The following is a 16,375-nucleotide window of genomic DNA, read 5'->3' as shown; positions in this document are numbered from 1 at the left end:
CGGCCCGCCGGTGGGCCGGACTCAGTGGTGCCAGCCTTCCTGGTAGGCCCATTGGGCAAAACGTGCGTGCGCCTGCGCTTTCGCGATCAGTGCCGGGTCGCCGCCCTGGCGCTCGTGTAGGCGGCCGTCTTCATAACGCATCAACCGGGCCGCCGTGTCGGCTTGCAGCACGGCAACGTCCGATCCCTCCATGTAGGCCTGGGTCCGGTCGAACTGCATGATCGCGCGGCCCGGGCGGGCGCGCTGCGCCGGGTCGCTCAGGTCGCGACCGATCAAGGGATGCTCGCCGCTCAGACCCATCAGCGAGATCAGCGTGGGCGCCAGGTCGATCTGGCTGGCCACGGTGGTGATGCGCTCCGGGGTCTTCACCGCGCCACCGAGGATGAGGCCCGGGATGTGGAAGCGCTCGATCGGGATCACCGACGGTCCGTAGACGCGCGAGTTGTGGTCGGCCACGACGAGAAACAGCGTGTTGTCCCAGTAAGCGGACTGCCGGGCCTGGTCGAAGAAGCGGCCGAGTGCGTGGTCGGCGTATTTCACGGCGTTGTTCACGGTACTGCGGGGCTGTTCGTACAGCTCGATGGGGGCGTCGGGAAACTCGAACGGCGCGTGGTTGGACGAGGTGAACACCAGGCCGAAGAAAGCTTTGTCCGCCGGTTGCTGGCTGAAGTGCCGGTGCGCGATGTCCAGGAGATCGCCGTCCGACGCGCCCCAGGTGCCGATGAAGGCGCCAGCGGGCATGTCTTTCTGCTCCACCACGCGGTCGAAACCATTGCCCATGAAGAAGCTGCGCATGTTGTCGAAATGGGACTCGCCGCCGTAGAAGAACGTGGACTCGTAGCCCTGTTGCCTGAGGAAATTCGCCAGCGTGAAGAAATCGCGCTGCGATTTCGCCAGCTTCACCGTGCTCACCGCCGATGTGGGTGGAAAACCCGCCACCACCGCTTCGATGCCGCGCACCGAGCGCGTGCCGGTGGCGTAGAGGTTCTCGAACCACAGGCCCTGCCCGGCCAGCCGGTCCAGGTTGGGCGTGAGGGGAAGACCGCCCAGGCGGCCCACGAACTCCGCGCCCAGGCTCTCCTCGAGCACGATCACGAGGTTTAGGGGCCGCGTTCGCGGGTACAGGCTGATCTGCCGGTGCCGCGTGGGCGAGGCCGGGTCGTCCACGAAGTCGCTGGCGGGCAGTCCGGTCTCGCGGCGCACGGTATCGATCACCTGCGCGCGCGGCAACTCGGCGTACACCACGCCGGCCTCGCTCTTGCGCGACTGGTAGATCGCGTAGGCCACCGTGTAGAGCGAATTCAGTGGCAGCTCATTGACCAGGTGGTCGCTGGTCACCGCCACGCTGGCCGGGTTGGCCGCGCGGTGCCCGAGCGCGCCGCGCGCGCTCAGCGCCAGCGCGGCGAACAACAGCGCCGACAGCGGCAGCGCCACCCAGATGCGGATCGGTGTGGGCGCCTGCGCCGGACGGCTCAGCCGGGCGTAGGCCCACGCAAGTGCCGGCAGCAACAGCGCGGTGGCGATCAGGTGCGGCCAGTGGTCCTTCAGCAGTGTGCCGCCGACCTCCCTGGCATAGCCCAGGTATTCGACGAACAGGTAGTTGGGCCGGCTGTCGTACTGCGCCACGAAGGCCGGTGTGGCCAGTTCCATGAAGGCCACCAGCAGCAGGGCCAGACCGCCGTACCAGCGCAGGAACACCCACCACCCGCGCTGGCTGCGCCGGTGCAGGGCCATCCATGGCGTGATCGCGGCCGGCAGCACCCAGATCATGCCGGTGAGCACCGCGTCGAAGCGCAGACCCTGCTGCCACACATGGGTCCAGGCCTGAGCCTCGGTGATGCGATCGGCCTGCCACCACGCCAGCCCGAGTCGCGACAGCCACAACATTGCGAGCGTGCCGGCGATGGGCACGGCAAGGGGACGCAGCACCGCCAGTGTCTGGGCGACGGGCGAGGGGCGCGAAGGCGTGTTGCCCGGGCGTGCGGCGCGTGGTTGCACAGCAAGCCACGGCAGGGCGAGCCGCCAGCCGGCGAGCGACACGCTGGCACAGATCAGCAGTGTCCAGAGGGTATGGCTGGGAAAGTGGGCACCACGCAGCGTCTGCACCACACCTGCGAGCGCGCCGGTCAGCAGCACGGCAGCGAGCCAGCGCAGCCCCACCACGCGCCGCCGCGTGGCGCCATCAGGTGGAAGCAGCCAGGGCAGGGACGTGGCCAGAAAGGCGAAACCGCTGGACGCATGGCCCCCCGGAAAGCAGCGCCCCGGGCCACCGTCCGCCACACCCCAGGCCCAGTGCGACACCGTGCGGGCGCTGCCGCCAAAGGTCCGCAGATCCCAGGGGCAACTGGTGAGGCTGGCGTTCTTGATCAGGTTCACCACCAGCAGCGACAACGCGACCAGGCCCACCACCAGCCAGCGCTCGCGGCGGGGAATCGACGCGTCGGGCCAGAGCGCCCAGATGCACAGCCAGGCAAAGGCCGCGGTCATGGCCTGGCGCATGCCGTCGTGCAGTACGTGCTCGAGCAGCCAGATGTCGCGCAGCGCGAAGCCATGCGGGTTGCCGATGGTCTGCATCACTGGCAGGTCCAGGCCGCTCAGGTCCCAGAGCAGGGTGACAAGCAGGAGGCCGAACAGCCAGAAGACGGGCAGGGAGGTGCGGCGGGTCGGAGCCGCCAGGCGCAGGGTCGGTGCGTGCATGGGCCCGCAATGTGCAGACCCTGGGTTAAATGCGCCTTAAGGCGGGGATAAGGCGTGAAACCATAATGGGCGGGTTCAATTCAGCGGACCCCATTTCCTCGACATGCGCGCTCTCGTGGTGGAAGACGATCCCGGCATTGCCAGCGGCCTGCAGGCTTCGTTGCGCCAGGCGGGCTATGCGGTGGACCTGTGCGCCACGCTGGATGCGGCGTGGCTCGCACTTGCGGTCGAACCCTTCGACGTGATGCTGCTCGATCTCGGGCTGCCCGACGGCGAAGGCCTGGACCTGCTGGCACGGCTGCGGCGTCAGCCTGCGCAGGCCGCAGGCAGGAAAAACCTGCCGCACAGCGACATGCCTGTGCTGATCATGACCGCGCGCGACGGTGTGAGCGACCGCATCAGCGGCCTGGACAGCGGCGCCGACGACTACATCGTCAAGCCCTTCGACGCCAACGAGCTGCTGGCCCGGCTGCGGGCCATGCTGCGCCGCGCGGGCGGGCGCAGCAGCCCGGTGATCGAGCACGGCGACCTGGTGGTGAACCCAGCTGCCCACACTGTGCTGCGCGCGGGCGAAGCGGTGGCGCTGGGCGGCAAGGAATTCGCGCTGCTGCTCACGCTGCTGCAGGCGCGCCCGCAGGTGCTCTCCAAGTCGCGGCTGGAATCGGCGCTGTACGGCTTCGGCGAGGCGCTGGAGAGCAACGCGATCGAGGTGCACATCCACCACCTGCGCCGCAAGCTCGGCGACTCGCTGATCAAGACCGTGCGCGGCGTGGGGTACTTCGTGCCGACGCAAGAGCCGGTTCGCCGATGAACACCGACGCCCCGGCCATGGCAGGGTCCCCGCGTCTGTTGCGACGCTACTTGCTGGGCTGGGCGCTGGGCGTGCTGCTGGTGATCTGGCTGTTGGTGATCGCGCTGGCCTGGTTCACGGCATTTCATGAAGCCCGCAAGTTTTCGGACGGGCAGATGGTGGCCGTGGCCAAGCTGTGGCTCACGGCCGCACCATCCGCCACCGCGAGCGGGCCACTGCAGGCACTGCCCGATCTGTCGCACGAATTCCTGCAGGACGTGGCAGTGGTGGCCTGGGATGGCGAGCGCCTTGTCACCGACACGCACGGGCTGGTGCCGGGGTTGAACACGGCCGCGCTGCCGGCGCAGGGTTTCGCGACGGTGGAGATCGGCGCTGCCGGACGCGCGCCTGTGTGGCGGGCCTTCGCCGCGCAGACCGGACAAGGGGCGCAGCATCGCCGCGTGGTGGTGTTCACCGACATGCGCCAGCGCCACGAACTGGGCAAAGACATCGCCGAGCATGTGGCGCAGCCCGCGTTGCTGGTGCTGCCGCTGGTGGCCATTCTGTTGTGGTGGGCGATCCGCCGCGGCCTGCGCCCGCTCGACCGGCTTTCGCACGAAGTGGCCGCGCTGGACGGCTTTGCCGGGCAGCGGCTGGATACACAGCACCGTTTCCGCGAATTCACCAGCACGGTCACGGCCATCAATGCGCTGGTGGACACCTTGCAGACCCGCGCGCAGCGTGAGCGCGAGTTCGCATCCGATGTGGCGCACGAGTTGCGCACGCCGCTGGCGGCCATGGCACTGCAGGCCAGGGCGGCACAACACGACCCGTCACCCGTGCGTCTGGCGCAGCTGGAGCAGGAGTCCCTGCGCGCGGGCCGCATCCTGCACCAGCTGCTGGATCTCGCGCGTGCACAGCGCAGCGGCGCAGCAGGCCTGGCCGCGCCAACGCAGGGACAGGTCGCACTGGGCGAACTCGCCGAGCGCCTGATCGCAGCGCACGCGCCCGGGGCCGATGCCAGCGGGCACGAGCTCTCGCTGCAGCAACCCGACAGGGCGGTGGTCGTGCCGGCGCAGCCCATGCTGCTTGAACTGGCCTTGCGCAATCTCATCGAAAACGCGCTTCGCCACACCCCCTCCGGTACGCAGGTGGTGATCGATGTCTGGCAGACGGCGGACGAGCGCGGCGTCTCGGTCAGCGACGATGGACGCCGGCCCCAGGTCGGGGTGCCGCGCGCAGCCGAGTCGGAAGGTCTGGGGCTCGGGCTGCGCCTGGTCGAACGCATTGCCGACCAACTGGGCGCGCGCCTCGTGGCCGATCACGGCGAAGCGCCCATGACCACGCGCTTCTCGCTGCGCTGGCGCGGCGCATAAGGCTCGCTTAACGCCGTCTGGGCACAGTCCGCGTGCCGGTGCGTGCCGGCCCTCGGACGCTGTTCATGCCTGTTTCGTTTTCGCCCCCGTTCTTTCGCGTTCCCCGTGTCGCCCATCCGCCGCGCAACGCCTGTGCCCGACCGGCCACACGACCCGTGCTGGCCGTGTGGGGCATGGCCCTGTGGCTGGCCAGCGTGGGCAACCTCGCGTTGTGGCAGCGCATCGACGCGCTGGGCGGATCGCTCGCCCAACGCGCCGCGCTGATCGGTGGGCTGGGCGTGGTGCTGCTGGGTGTCACCGCGGCTTTGCTGTCGCTGGCGGCGTGGCCGCGCCTGTTCCGGCCGGTGGCCAGCGCCCTGCTGCTGATCAGCGCGCTCAACATGCACTTCATGCGCCAGTACGGCGTGGTGATCGATTCCACCATGCTGGCCAATGTGCTGCACACCGACGCGAACGAGGTGCGCGACCTGCTGTCCTGGTCGCTGCCGGGCACGGTGCTGGTGGTCGCGGGCCCGCCGCTGTGGGCGCTGTGGCGCCGACCCCTGGCCCCGCGGCGCTGGCACGCACAGGCCGGCCGCAATGCGATGGGTGTCCTGGCGGGGCTGTCGCTGGTGGTGCTGGCCGCGCTGCTGAGCTACCAGGGGCTGGCTTCGCTGATGCGCAACCACAAGGATCTGCGCTACATGGCCAACCCGCTCAACACCGTGTACGCCGGTGTGCGGCTGGCCGTCGATCAGCTGCCGCGCCAGGTGACCGCGCTGCGCGCGCTGGGCGAAGACGCCGCCCTGGGTGCGAGCTACGCGCGTCAGGTGCGTCCACAGTTGCTCGTGCTGGTGATCGGCGAGACCGCGCGCGCGCAGAATTTCGGACTCGACGGCTATGCGCGCCAGACCACACCCGCGCTCGCGCGCTGGCAGGCGCGCGGCGAGCTGGTGAACTTCAGCGAGGTGCGCTCCTGCGGCGCCAACACCCAGGTGTCCGTGCCCTGCTTGTTCTCGCCGCTCACGCGGCAACAGGGTGGCGACAGGACGCCCGAGGTCGAAAACCTGCTCGATGTGCTGCAGCGCGCTGGCCTGGCCGTGCTTTGGATCGACAACCAGTCCGGCTGCAAGGGCGTGTGCGACCGTGTGCCGCATGTCCGCGCGGCAGACCCCCCGGTGCCCGGCCTGTGCGACGGCACCGAGTGCCTGGACGAGGCGATGCTCGACGGGCTGGACCAGCGCCTTGCCGCGCTGGACCCGCAGCGGCGCGCGCGTGGCACCGTGGTGGTGATGCACCAGATAGGCAGCCACGGGCCGGCGTATTCGCGCCGCGCCCCGGCAGACCACAAGCCCTTCCAGCCCGAGTGCCGCAGCGTCACCCTGTCCGACTGCCCGCACGACCAGCTGGTCAACGCCTACGACAACTCCATCGCCTACACCGACCATTTCCTGGACCGGACCCTGACGTGGCTGCAGGCCCGCGCGGCCGGCGGTGTCGAGGACACGGGCCTGATCTACGTCTCCGACCACGGCGAATCGCTCGGCGAGAACGGCCTGTACCTGCACGGCGTGCCTTATGCCATCGCGCCGGATCAGCAGACGCACGTGCCCATGGTGGCCTGGTTCTCGCCGGGTCTGCGGCAGCGCACCGGCTTGTCGGCCGGCTGTCTGCGTGAGCACGCGTCCGACCCGATCACGCACGACCACTTCTTTCACTCCGTGCTGGGCCTGCTGGACGTGCGCACCCGCGCGTACGCACCCACGCTGGACGCTCTGATGCCATGCAGTGCCGCGGCGCTGGCCCAGGCGCCGGGTGCGCGGCCGGCCGCGATGCCCCGGGCGATGTAAGCGGGAGGCTGTGGTCTCTGTTTCCTACAATGCGGGCTTCCGTCAGACGACCACGCGCTCCCGCGCCCGCCCAACATGTCCTTCATCCGTTTTTCCGATCTGTGTGCCCGTGGCCAGGCCAAGGGCCAGCGCGTCTTCATCCGCGCCGACCTCAACGTGCCGCAGGACGACGCCGGGCGCATCACCGAAGACACGCGCATCCGCGCCAGCATCCCCGCCATCCAGATGGCGCTGGACGCCGGTGCGGCCGTGATGGTCACCAGCCACCTGGGCCGGCCCACCGAAGGCGCCTTCAAGCCCGAGGACTCGCTCGCGCCGGTGGCCGCGCGGCTGGGCGAACTCATGGACCGGCCGGTGCGCCTGGTCTCGAACTGGATCGATGGCGACTTCTCCGTCGCCCCCGGTGAGGTCGTGCTGCTGGAGAACTGCCGCCTCAACGTCGGCGAGAAGAAGAACAGCCCCGAACTCGCGAAGAAGCTCGGCAGCCTGTGCGACATCTTCGTGCACGACGCCTTCGGCACCGCGCACCGCGCCGAAGGCACGACCTACGGCATCGCCGAGACCGCGCCCATCGCCAGCGCTGGCCCGCTGCTGGCCGCCGAGATGGATGCGATTGCCAAGGCCCTGGCTGCGCCCAAGCGCCCGCTGGTGGCCATCGTGGCCGGCAGCAAGGTCAGCACCAAGCTCACCATCCTGAAAAGCCTGGCCGGCAACGTGGACCAGCTCATCGTCGGTGGCGGCATCGCCAACACCTTCATGCTGGCCGCCGGCCTGAAGATCGGCAAGAGCCTGGCCGAGGCCGACCTGCTGGGCGAGGCGAAGGCGGTGATCGAGGCGATGAAGGCGCGCGGCGCCGAGGTGCCGATCCCCACCGACGTGGTGACCGCCAAGGCCTTCAGCGCCGACGCGCCGGCCTCGGTGAAGAAGGCCACCGAGGTGGCCGAGGACGACCTGATCCTGGACATCGGGCCCGAGACCGCCGCGAAGCTGGCCGCGCAGCTGATGCAGGCCGGCACCATCGTGTGGAACGGCCCGGTCGGCGTGTTCGAGTTCGCGGCCTTCGAGGGTGGCACCAAGGCCATCGCGCAGGCGATCGCAAAGAGCAGCGCCTTCAGCATCGCCGGCGGTGGCGACACGCTGGCGGCGATCGCCAAGTACGGCATCGAGAAGGACGTGGGCTACATCTCCACGGGCGGTGGCGCCTTCCTGGAGGTGCTCGAAGGCAAGACGCTGCCGGCGTTCGAGGTGCTCGCGCGCCGGGCGGCAGGCTGATTCAGAGCGATCCGCCGCCGGGCCGCCCCAAGGCGGATCAGCCGCCTCGGGGGGCAGCGACCCGCGCAGCGGTGGAGCGTGGGGGCATCATTTCTGTCTGGTCGGGATGCGCGCCACGACCACGGCACCGATCAGGGCCGCAACCAGCAGCGCCGCCAGCACCACGGGCTGGTGGCGCAAGCCCCAGGCCGACAGGCCGACCATCAGCACCATGCTCGCCAGCGCCACCGTCTTGGTGCGCCGGGTCAGGCTGCGGTGGGTTTCCCAGTCACGGATCATCGGCCCCATCCAGCGGTGGTTGAGCAGCCAGCCGTGCAGGCGTGGCGAGGCCTTGGCATAGCAGGCCGCGGCCAGCAGCACGAAGGGCGTGGTGGGCAGGCCCGGCAGCACCACGCCGATGAGGCCCAGCGCCAGCGAGACGCTGCCGGCCAGCCACAGCAGCCCGCGCACCACGCGCGAGCGGTGCAGCTCGGCGCTCGTGGGTGGCGGTATGCGCGCCGGCCTCACGGCGCCCACCAGCCCAGCGGGTGCCGCGCCAGGGCCACCGAGGCCATGAAGGCCACGCAGGCCAGCGCTGCGAGCAGGAACAGCGCGCGAGCGCGCGCGGTGCGTGCGCGCTTGAGCGCCATGGTGCCCAGGGCGATGTAGACCAGCAGCAGCACGAGCTTGGCGCCCAGCCAGGTCTGGTGGATCGGGTTGAGCTGCAGCAGCCACCACAGGCTGGCGCCGGCGAGCAGCAACGCGCTGTCGATCACCACGCTCAGGCGGCGCCACTTTGGCCGCATGGGCCAGGCGTGGCGCCACAGCACGCCGATGCCCCGCAGCGCGAACAGGCCCACGCTGCCCACGACCAGGCTCACATGGGTCTTGAGGAGCAGCGGGTAAGCCCAGGCGATGTCCGGAACGGGCATGGGTGGTGGCGGGTGTGGCTTTCAGGGGTGACGCCACAAGCATAGTCGCTCCCGCCGCGGGAGCCGCCTCAGCAGCAGGCCGCGCGCGCGGGTTCGAACCGCGGGAACAGCAGGTTGTTTTCCAGGTGGATGTGGGCGATGAGATCGTCGCGGAATTGCGCGATGCCCGCGTACAGCGCGCGCCAGGTGTTGCAGGCGCCCTGTGGCGGCGTGGTGTCATGCGCCAGGGCCAGCAGGCGTTCGAGCTGCGCGCCGTGGCTGGTGTGCTCGGCCCGCATCACGCCGATCGGCATCTCGGCCCTGCCGCGCCCACCGGCCCGCAGCAGGGGGAACAGCACCTGTTCTTCCTTGTCCATATGGTCGAGCAGTTCGCTTTCCATGGTCTCGAGGTGGTCCGCCAGTCCCGCGGGCACCTCGGCGTGATCCCGGTGCACCGCCTCCACCCGGCGCGCCATGCGGATCAGCTCGGGCAGCTGTTCGCGGTGTACCGCGTGGTAACGCGCGAGCAGGTGGTCGATCATGTCGTGCGGCGTCTGCGGCGCGACCGGTGCATCGGATCGGTCCAGCCGGTCCAGTTCAGCCAGCACCGCGTCCAGCGCCAGGCCCTTGTTGTCGCAGGCCTGTTGCAGGGCGATCTGGCCACCGCAGCAGAAATCAAGCTTGAGGCGGCGGAAGACGGCGGTTGCGCCTGGTAGGTCGACGGCGATCTGTCCGATCGGTTGCGTGGCGCGGGCCAGGGTGTCGGGACGGTCGGTGATCTGGTTCATGGCATGGTTCCTTTAAACATTCATATGAGATGAACATATTAGCGCATAAAATGCACCCGACATGAATATTTCCAGCGACCAGACGGCCATCGGTCATGAGGAGGATGCGACATGCGGCTGACCCAATGGACCGACTACAGCCTGCGCGTGCTGATGTACTGCGCCGCCAGCGCGCAGCGCGAGCAGCCCGCCACCATCGGCGAGATCGCCGAGGCCCACGGCATCTCGCGCAGCCACCTCACCAAGATCGTGATGACCCTCTCCGGCCTGGGCTTGCTGGAGACCACGCGCGGGCGTGGTGGTGGCCTGCGCCTGCTCAAGCCGGCGCAAGCCATCGTGCTGGGCGAGGTGGTCCGCCAGACCGAGAGCGACTTCACCCTGGTGGAGTGCTTTGACGCGGCGCACAACACCTGCCGCCTGGACGGCCACTGCCGCCTCAAGGGCGCCTTGAGCCTGGCCATGGAACGCTACCTGGAGGTGCTCGACGGCCTGACGCTGGCCGACCTGGTCGCGCCCGTGGAAGCCGCTCCCGGCGAGCGGACGGTGCATCGCCTGCGGCTGGTGCCCGGCCTGCCGGGGCCGCCCGTGGGGCCGATCCGACGGCCACGGGTATCGGCGCGCGGCAAAAGCCGATAGCCTCGCGCCATGCAGTCCACCGCCTCGCTCTCGACCAAGCTCGTGCGCATCGGCGCGGGCCTGCTCATCGTGGCCCTGGCCTCCATCGGCCTGACGCTGTGGGTCACCTGGCAGCTCGAAGGCGGCGCGGCGGCCGTCAACGAGGCCGGGCGCATGCGCATGCAGACCTGGCGCCTCACCAGCGCCGTGCAGGCGCAGCGCCCGATGGCCGAGGTGGCGGCGCTGGTGGGGCAGTTCGACCAGAGCCTGGGCCTGCTGCGCAGCGGCGACGCCAGCCGCCCGTTGTTCGTGCCCCGGGACGAGGCGGTCAGCCGCGAGTTCGCCAACGTGGAGGCGCTCTGGCAGAGCCAGCGCGTGATCTGGTTGCAGGAAGGCGCGCCACCGTCGCAGGAGGCCCTGGGCGCGGCCGACCGTTTCGTGAACGCCATCGACCGCCTTGTGCTGGCGATCGAGAAGCAGCTCTCGGCCTTCACCGCCATCCTCAACCTGTTCCAGTTCCTCATGATGGCCCTGGCCATCGGTGGCGCGGTGGTGATGCTCTACACCGGCTACATGTACGTCATCAACCCCCTGGCCACGCTGCGCCAGAGCCTGCGACGGCTGGAGTCGGGCGACTTCAAGGCGCGCGTGGAAGTCGAGACGCACGACGAATTCGGCCAGGTGGCCGCGGGCTTCAACCGCATGGCGTCCACCCTGCAGTCCATGTACGCCGGGCTGGAGTCCCAGGTCGAGACCAAGACGCGCCACATCGAGGCGCAGCGCGCGCGGCTGGAGACGCTCTACGAAGTCAGCGCCTTCCTGGTCGACGCCGGCAGCATCGAGGAGCTTTCGCGCGGCTTCGCGCAACGCGTGCGCGCGGTGGTCAAGGCCGACGCGGTGGCGATCCGCTGGAGCGACGAGGCCAACCAGCGCTACCTCATGCTGGCCTCCGACTGTTTCCCGCAGGACATGGTGGAGGAAGAGCGCAGCCTGCTGGCGGGTGCCTGCGCCTGCGGCAACCTGCAACCCGATGCCCGCACGCGCGTCATCCCCATCCACAGCCACGAGGCAGCCGGCGTGCGGCATTGCGCGCGCGCGGGCTACGAGACGCTGGTGAGCGTCCCCGTGCGCCTGCAGCACCGGCTCATCGGCGAGATCGACCTGTTCTACCGTTCGCCCACCAGCCTGGGCGTGGGCGAGATCGAGCTGCTCGATGCCCTCGCCAGCCACCTGGCCAACGCACTGGAGAGCCTGCGCGCGGCGGCGCTGGAGCGCGAGGCCGCGGTGGGCGAGGAGCGGGCCCTGATCGCGCGCGAGCTGCACGACTCCATCGCGCAGTCGCTGGCCTTCCTCAAGATCCAGGTGCAACTGCTGCGCACCGCCGTGCAGAAGGAGCAGGCGGCGCAGGTCCGGCTCACGCTCGACGAGCTCGACGAGGGGCTGCGCGAGAGCATCAACGACGTGCGCGAACTGCTGGTGCATTTCCGCACCCGCACCAATACCGACGACATCGAACGCGCGCTGCAGGAGACCCTGCAGAAGTTCCAGCACCAGACCGGCCTGGCCTCGCGCCTGCACGTCGAAGGCCACGGCCTGCCGCTGCCGGCCGACGTGCAGGTGCAGGTGCTGCACGTGCTGCAGGAATCGCTCTCCAACGTGCGCAAGCACGCTGGAGCGAGCCAGATCCAGCTCGACGTGATCAAGGGGCCGCAGTGGTGCTTTCGTGTGCGCGACGACGGCGCGGGCTTCGATGCAGGGGACCTGCCGGACCAGTCCCACGTGGGCCTGAAAATCATGCGCGAGCGCGCCACGCTGATCGGCGCAAGCGTGGAGGTGAGCTCCGAGCCCGGCCGGGGCACCACCGTCACGCTCACATTGCCCCCCCACCCCGTGGCCGCACCCGCGCCACCCGTCCTTGCCGCGACCGCATGACCACCACCCCACCCACCCAGTTGCTCGTGGTCGACGACCACTCCCTGTTCCGGCGCGGCCTGACGGCGCTGTTGTCGCAGGACGAACGCCTGCAGGTGAGCGGCGAGGCCGGCGACGTGGGCGAGGCGCTGCGCTGCGTGGCGCGGCAACGCCCGGACGTGATCCTGCTGGACAACCATCTGCCGGGCGTGCTCGGGGTGGACGCCATCCCCGCGCTGCGGGAGGCCGCGCCGGGCACGCGCATCCTCATGCTCACCGTGAGCGAGAACGAGGCCGACCTGGTGGCCGCGCTCAAGGCTGGCGCTGACGGCTACCTGCTCAAGACCGTGGAGTCGGACCAGCTGTGCGAAGCCATCATGAAGGTGCTGGCGGGCGAATCGGTGGTGAGTCCCGAGATGACCACCAAGCTTGTGGCGGCCTTGCGCGCACAGCCACCCGATCGACCGGCGCAGGAGGAGGTTCCCGTCGCGGCTCGGAGTGCAGCCGAGGCCGAACTCGCCCTGCTCTCCGCGCGCGAGCGCGAGATCCTCGATCTCATCGCGCGCGGCGACAGCAACAAGCACATCGCGCGCAAGCTCGACATCGCGGAGACCACGGTCAAGATCCACGTGCAGCACATCCTGCGCAAGCTCCACATCACCTCGCGCGTGCAGGCGGCGGTGTTCGCCGCCCGCCACGCCCCATTGCCCACCTGAAACGCCATGGCCCTGCACCACCTCGAATCGGGCGAAATCGCCACCCTCGCGAACCAGGGCGGTGACGCGCTCAGCATGCAGTCCGTTGCCCTGTTCAAGTCGGAGCAGCTGGAAGTCATTCGCCTCCGATTGCCGCTGGGCAAGGCCATGCCGATGCACCAGGTCCCGGGCGAGATCACGGTGCAATGCCTCGAAGGCGTGATCGACTTCGAGACGCCCGAGGGCGTGCGACGGTTGCAGGCCGGGCAACTGCTCTTCCTGCGCGGCGGCGTGCCGCATGGCCTGCGCGCTGTGGAAGACGCCAGCGTGCTGGTCACGATCGTTCTGGCGCCTTGATCCAGATCAAGTGACGGCCACAAACCGGCGGCCGTAGTTCTTCCGGACGCGCCGCGTCCTTGCGCCATCGTTCTTCCGCCGCGACCGGCCAGCCAGCCGGTGGATAGGCAGCCGCGCCCGCAGCGCCGACAGTCATGCCATGTCCCGCGTGGAGAACACAACATGGCCCCTGAACTGAACCAAGACAAGAAGGCGTGGTCGGTGCTGATCGTCAGCACGCTGGCCTTCACCGTGTGTTTCATGGTCTGGATGATGTTCGGCGTCATCGGCATCCCGATCAAGAAGGCGCTGGACCTCAATTCCACCCAGTTCGGCCTGCTGATGGCCACGCCGGTGCTCACCGGCTCCCTGGTGCGCGTGCCGCTGGGCATCTGGACCGATCGCTACGGTGGCCGAATCGTGATGGCCATCCTCATGGCCATCACCGTGCCGGCGATCTGGCTCATGAGCTACGCCACCGCCTATTGGCACTTCCTCACCATCGGCCTGTTCGTGGGCCTGGCCGGCGGATCGTTCTCGGTCGGCACGCCCTATGTGGCGCGCTGGTTCCCCCGGCACCGCCAGGGCATGGCCATGGGCGTGTACGGCGCGGGCAACTCGGGCGCGGCGGTCAACAAGTTCGTCGCGCCGGTGCTGCTGGTGGCCTTCGGCTGGACCATGGTGCCGCGGGTGTACGCGGCCATCATGCTGGGCACGGTGGTGCTGTTCTGGCTGTTCAGCCACAGCGATCCCTCGCATCGGGTGCCGAGCAATGTGTCCTTCGTGGACCAGCTCAAGGCGCTCAAGGACCCCAAGGTGCTCAAGTACTGCCAGTATTACAGCATCGTCTTCGGGGGCTATGTGGCGCTCTCGCTGTGGATGGTGCAGTACTACGTGGGCGAGTTCGGGCTGGACATCCGCGTGGCCGCGCTGCTGGCGGCCTGCTTCTCGCTGCCCGGTGGCGTGCTGCGCGCGGTGGGCGGCGTGATGTCGGACAAGTTCGGCGCGCACAAGGTCACCTGGTGGGTGATGTGGGTGAGCTGGATCTGCCTGTTCCTGCTGTCGTACCCGCAGACCGACTTCACCGTGCTCACCGTCAACGGCCCGCGCACCTTCCACATCGGCCTCAACGTCTACGTCTTCACCGCGCTGATGTTCGTCCTCGGCATTGCATGGGCGTTCGGCAAGGCCAGCGTCTTCAAGTACATCAGCGACGACTACCCGAAGAACATCGGTGCCATCAGCGGCATCGTCGGCCTGGCCGGTGGCCTGGGCGGTTTCGTGCTGCCCATCCTGTTCGGCGTGTTGATGGACCTCACCGGCATCCGCTCCAGCGCCTTCATGCTGATGTACGGCGTGGTCTGGGTCTCGCTCATCTGGATGTACTGGACCGAGGTGCGCCAGACCGAGGTCATGGGCGCCAACGCCAAACCGTTCTCGCTGCAGAACTGAACCCTCTTCTTCCTGAAAGCCCGATCCATGATCACCCCCAACCGCAGTGGCGCCGACATCGTGGACTGGCGCCCCGAAGACCAGAAGTTCTGGGAAAGCACTGGCAAGAAGATCGCCTACCGCAACCTCTGGATCTCGGTACCCGCGCTGCTCTGCGGCTTCGCGGTCTGGGGCATGTGGGGCATCATCACGGTGCAGATGCTCAACCTGGGCTTCCCGTTCGCACCGGCCGAGCTTTTCACGTTGACCGCGATCGCAGGCATATCGGGCGCGACCATGCGCATCCCGGCGTCCTTCCTGGTGCGCCTGGCCGGTGGCCGCAACACCATCTTCCTGACCACCACCATGCTGCTGGCGCCGGCCATCGGCACCGGCGTCGCGCTGCAGCACCCCGAGTGGCCGCTGTGGGTGTTCCAGCTGCTCGCGCTCTGGTCGGGCGTGGGCGGTGGCAACTTCGCCTCGTCCATGTCCAACATCAGCACCTTCTTCCCGAAGCGGCTGCAGGGCACGGCGCTGGGCCTCAACGCCGGCCTGGGCAACTTCGGTGTGACCACGATGCAGATCGTGATCCCGCTCGTGATGACGGTGGGCATCTTCGGCGCTTTCGGCGGCGAGCCCATGACGCTGGTGAAGGACAGCGGCTGGATCTTCGGCAAGATCGCCGCCGGCACACCCACGTACATCCAGAACGCCGGCTTCGCCTGGGTGCTCTCGCTGATTCCCCTGGGCGCGCTGTGCTGGTTCGGCATGAACAACCTCAAGACCGTCTCGCCCGACGCCGGTCACCCCATGGCGGCGTTTGCCAAGGTCACCTACCTCTACACGCTGGCCTTCGTGCCCGCGATCTTCATCCTTTACCTCTATTTGCCGGCGCCTACCGGCCTGGGCATCCTCAACATGTGGATCGCGATCCCGCTGGACATCGCGCTGGCGCTGGCCGTGATGCGCCTGGCCGCCTTCGGCCCGATGAAGGAGGGCGTTGCCCGGCAGTTCGCGATTTTCCGCAACAGGCACACCTGGTCGCTCACCGCGCTCTACATCGTCACCTTCGGTTCGTTCATCGGCTTCTCCATGGTGCTGCCGCTGGCCATCACGGTGATCTTCGGCTTCCAGCACGTGGCCGACGCGGCCGGTGTGATGCAGCACACGCTGAAAAACCCCAACGCACCCTCGGCCCTCACCTACGCCTGGATCGGGCCTTTCGTCGGCGCGGCGGTGCGGCCGCTGGGGGGCTGGATATCCGACAAGGTCGGTGGTTCCATCGTCACCCAGGTCATCTCGGCGGTGATGGTGCTGGCCTCGGGCGCGGTGGGCTACGTGATGATGCAGGCCTACGGCTCGGCCACGCCCGAGCAGTACTTTCCCGCTTTCCTGGGCCTGTTCATCGTGCTGTTCGTGGCCAGCGGCATCGGCAACGGCTCCACCTTCCGCACCATCGGCGTCATCTTCGACAGCCAGCAGGCCGGCCCGGTGCTGGGCTGGACCTCGGCCGTCGCCGCCTACGGTGCCTTCGTCGCGCCGGTGGTCATCGGCGCGCAGATCAAGGCCGGCACACCGCAATACGCCATGTACGGCTTCGCGATTTTCTATGCCGTCTGCCTGGTGCTGAACTGGTGGTTCTACCTCCGTGCCGGCGCTGAGATCAGGAACCCATGAAGACATTTCGCTCCACGGTTGCTTCGGGACTCAGGACGGCGTGGCGCTCCGCTTCGTCCGTGTCCCCC

Annotated in this window: 14 protein-coding genes; 10 read left to right on the top strand and 4 right to left on the bottom strand. The window is 68.8% G+C overall.

Features of this window, described 5'->3' with window-relative positions; all coding sequences use genetic code 11:
• Positions 1-21: 21 nt before the first annotated feature.
• Positions 22-2,697, bottom strand: a complete 2,676-nt coding sequence (locus K5880_RS08010) for a sulfatase-like hydrolase/transferase (protein ID WP_297650557.1) — start codon at positions 2,695-2,697, stop codon at positions 22-24.
• A 103-nt stretch (positions 2,698-2,800) separates the two neighbouring features.
• Between K5880_RS08010 and K5880_RS08005 the strand changes: the two genes are divergently transcribed.
• The 4 genes from K5880_RS08005 to K5880_RS07990 all read left to right on the top strand — a co-directional run bounded on the left by K5880_RS08005 (position 2,801) and on the right by K5880_RS07990 (position 7,964).
• The gene (locus tag K5880_RS08005; RefSeq protein WP_297650555.1) at positions 2,801-3,508 is read left to right on the top strand and encodes a response regulator transcription factor; all 708 of its coding nucleotides are present in this window, start codon (positions 2,801-2,803) and stop codon (positions 3,506-3,508) included.
• Positions 3,505-4,863, top strand: coding sequence for a histidine kinase dimerization/phospho-acceptor domain-containing protein (locus tag K5880_RS08000; RefSeq protein ID WP_297650552.1), 1,359 nt, complete (start codon positions 3,505-3,507; stop codon positions 4,861-4,863). Before K5880_RS08005 ends, K5880_RS08000 begins: the two co-directional genes overlap by 4 nt.
• A gap of 65 nt (positions 4,864-4,928) precedes the next feature.
• Complete coding sequence (locus tag K5880_RS07995) at positions 4,929-6,692, top strand: phosphoethanolamine--lipid A transferase (protein WP_297650550.1); 1,764 nt, start codon at positions 4,929-4,931, stop codon at positions 6,690-6,692.
• A gap of 75 nt (positions 6,693-6,767) precedes the next feature.
• The gene (locus K5880_RS07990) at positions 6,768-7,964 is read left to right on the top strand and encodes a phosphoglycerate kinase (protein WP_297650548.1); all 1,197 of its coding nucleotides are present in this window, start codon (positions 6,768-6,770) and stop codon (positions 7,962-7,964) included.
• 87 nt (positions 7,965-8,051) lie between these two features.
• Here K5880_RS07990 and K5880_RS07985 read toward each other — a convergent pair whose 3' ends face one another.
• The 3 genes from K5880_RS07985 to ytfE all read right to left on the bottom strand — a co-directional run bounded on the left by K5880_RS07985 (position 8,052) and on the right by ytfE (position 9,642).
• Positions 8,052-8,471, bottom strand: a complete 420-nt coding sequence (locus K5880_RS07985; protein ID WP_297650546.1) for a YbaN family protein — start codon at positions 8,469-8,471, stop codon at positions 8,052-8,054.
• Positions 8,468-8,875, bottom strand: coding sequence for a SirB2 family protein (locus tag K5880_RS07980; protein ID WP_297650544.1), 408 nt, complete (start codon positions 8,873-8,875; stop codon positions 8,468-8,470). The genes K5880_RS07985 and K5880_RS07980 overlap by 4 nt, the downstream gene beginning before the upstream one ends.
• 68 nt (positions 8,876-8,943) lie before the next feature.
• Positions 8,944-9,642 (bottom strand): iron-sulfur cluster repair protein YtfE, encoded by a 699-nt coding sequence (ytfE, locus tag K5880_RS07975; protein WP_297650542.1) that lies wholly within the window; start codon positions 9,640-9,642, stop codon positions 8,944-8,946.
• Between the two features lie 111 nt (positions 9,643-9,753).
• On the opposite strand from ytfE, the gene K5880_RS07970 reads away from it, so the two are divergent.
• From K5880_RS07970 to K5880_RS23125, 6 genes are all read left to right on the top strand, one after another.
• Positions 9,754-10,278 carry an Rrf2 family transcriptional regulator gene (locus tag K5880_RS07970; RefSeq protein WP_297650540.1) on the top strand — a complete coding sequence of 175 codons (525 nt, stop codon included), beginning with the start codon at positions 9,754-9,756 and terminating at the stop codon, positions 10,276-10,278.
• A 9-nt stretch (positions 10,279-10,287) separates the two neighbouring features.
• On the top strand, positions 10,288-12,189 hold the full coding sequence (locus K5880_RS07965; RefSeq protein ID WP_297650538.1) for a type IV pili methyl-accepting chemotaxis transducer N-terminal domain-containing protein: 1,902 nt from the start codon (positions 10,288-10,290) through the stop codon (positions 12,187-12,189).
• Positions 12,186-12,884 (top strand): response regulator, encoded by a 699-nt coding sequence (locus tag K5880_RS07960; protein ID WP_297650537.1) that lies wholly within the window; start codon positions 12,186-12,188, stop codon positions 12,882-12,884. The genes K5880_RS07965 and K5880_RS07960 overlap by 4 nt, the downstream gene beginning before the upstream one ends.
• 6 nt (positions 12,885-12,890) lie before the next feature.
• Positions 12,891-13,220 (top strand): cupin domain-containing protein, encoded by a 330-nt coding sequence (locus K5880_RS07955; RefSeq protein ID WP_297650535.1) that lies wholly within the window; start codon positions 12,891-12,893, stop codon positions 13,218-13,220.
• Positions 13,221-13,382: 162 nt separating this feature from the next.
• The gene (locus K5880_RS23130; RefSeq protein ID WP_366882676.1) at positions 13,383-14,651 is read left to right on the top strand and encodes a nitrate/nitrite transporter; all 1,269 of its coding nucleotides are present in this window, start codon (positions 13,383-13,385) and stop codon (positions 14,649-14,651) included.
• A 27-nt stretch (positions 14,652-14,678) separates the two neighbouring features.
• The gene (locus K5880_RS23125) at positions 14,679-16,307 is read left to right on the top strand and encodes an antiporter (RefSeq protein ID WP_366882674.1); all 1,629 of its coding nucleotides are present in this window, start codon (positions 14,679-14,681) and stop codon (positions 16,305-16,307) included.
• The last annotated feature ends 68 nt before the right edge of the window (positions 16,308-16,375 follow it).

Source organism: Hydrogenophaga sp. (assembly GCF_025699295.1).
In the GTDB taxonomy this organism is placed as follows: Bacteria; Pseudomonadota; Gammaproteobacteria; order Burkholderiales; family Burkholderiaceae_C; genus Hydrogenophaga.
Note: the sequence above shows the minus strand (reverse complement) of the source record. Positions and strands in the feature narration are given on the sequence as shown.

What these genes read in the sequence shown, in the direction of transcription:
- K5880_RS07960 (WP_297650537.1), top strand. Translation starts at nt 12,186, where the DNA reads ATGACCACCACCCCACCCACCCAGTTGCTCGTGGTCGACGACCACTCC.
- K5880_RS08000 (WP_297650552.1), top strand. Translation starts at nt 3,505, where the DNA reads ATGAACACCGACGCCCCGGCCATGGCAGGGTCCCCGCGTCTGTTGCGA.
- K5880_RS07970 (WP_297650540.1), top strand. Translation starts at nt 9,754, where the DNA reads ATGCGGCTGACCCAATGGACCGACTACAGCCTGCGCGTGCTGATGTAC.
- K5880_RS07990 (WP_297650548.1), top strand. Translation starts at nt 6,768, where the DNA reads ATGTCCTTCATCCGTTTTTCCGATCTGTGTGCCCGTGGCCAGGCCAAG.
- K5880_RS07955 (WP_297650535.1), top strand. Translation starts at nt 12,891, where the DNA reads ATGGCCCTGCACCACCTCGAATCGGGCGAAATCGCCACCCTCGCGAAC.
- K5880_RS08005 (WP_297650555.1), top strand. Translation starts at nt 2,801, where the DNA reads ATGCGCGCTCTCGTGGTGGAAGACGATCCCGGCATTGCCAGCGGCCTG.
- K5880_RS07980 (WP_297650544.1), bottom strand. Translation starts at nt 8,875, where the DNA reads ATGCCCGTTCCGGACATCGCCTGGGCTTACCCGCTGCTCCTCAAGACC.
- K5880_RS08010 (WP_297650557.1), bottom strand. Translation starts at nt 2,697, where the DNA reads ATGCACGCACCGACCCTGCGCCTGGCGGCTCCGACCCGCCGCACCTCC.
- K5880_RS07965 (WP_297650538.1), top strand. Translation starts at nt 10,288, where the DNA reads ATGCAGTCCACCGCCTCGCTCTCGACCAAGCTCGTGCGCATCGGCGCG.
- K5880_RS23125 (WP_366882674.1), top strand. Translation starts at nt 14,679, where the DNA reads ATGATCACCCCCAACCGCAGTGGCGCCGACATCGTGGACTGGCGCCCC.
- ytfE (WP_297650542.1), bottom strand. Translation starts at nt 9,642, where the DNA reads ATGAACCAGATCACCGACCGTCCCGACACCCTGGCCCGCGCCACGCAA.
- K5880_RS07995 (WP_297650550.1), top strand. Translation starts at nt 4,929, where the DNA reads ATGCCTGTTTCGTTTTCGCCCCCGTTCTTTCGCGTTCCCCGTGTCGCC.
- K5880_RS23130 (WP_366882676.1), top strand. Translation starts at nt 13,383, where the DNA reads ATGGCCCCTGAACTGAACCAAGACAAGAAGGCGTGGTCGGTGCTGATC.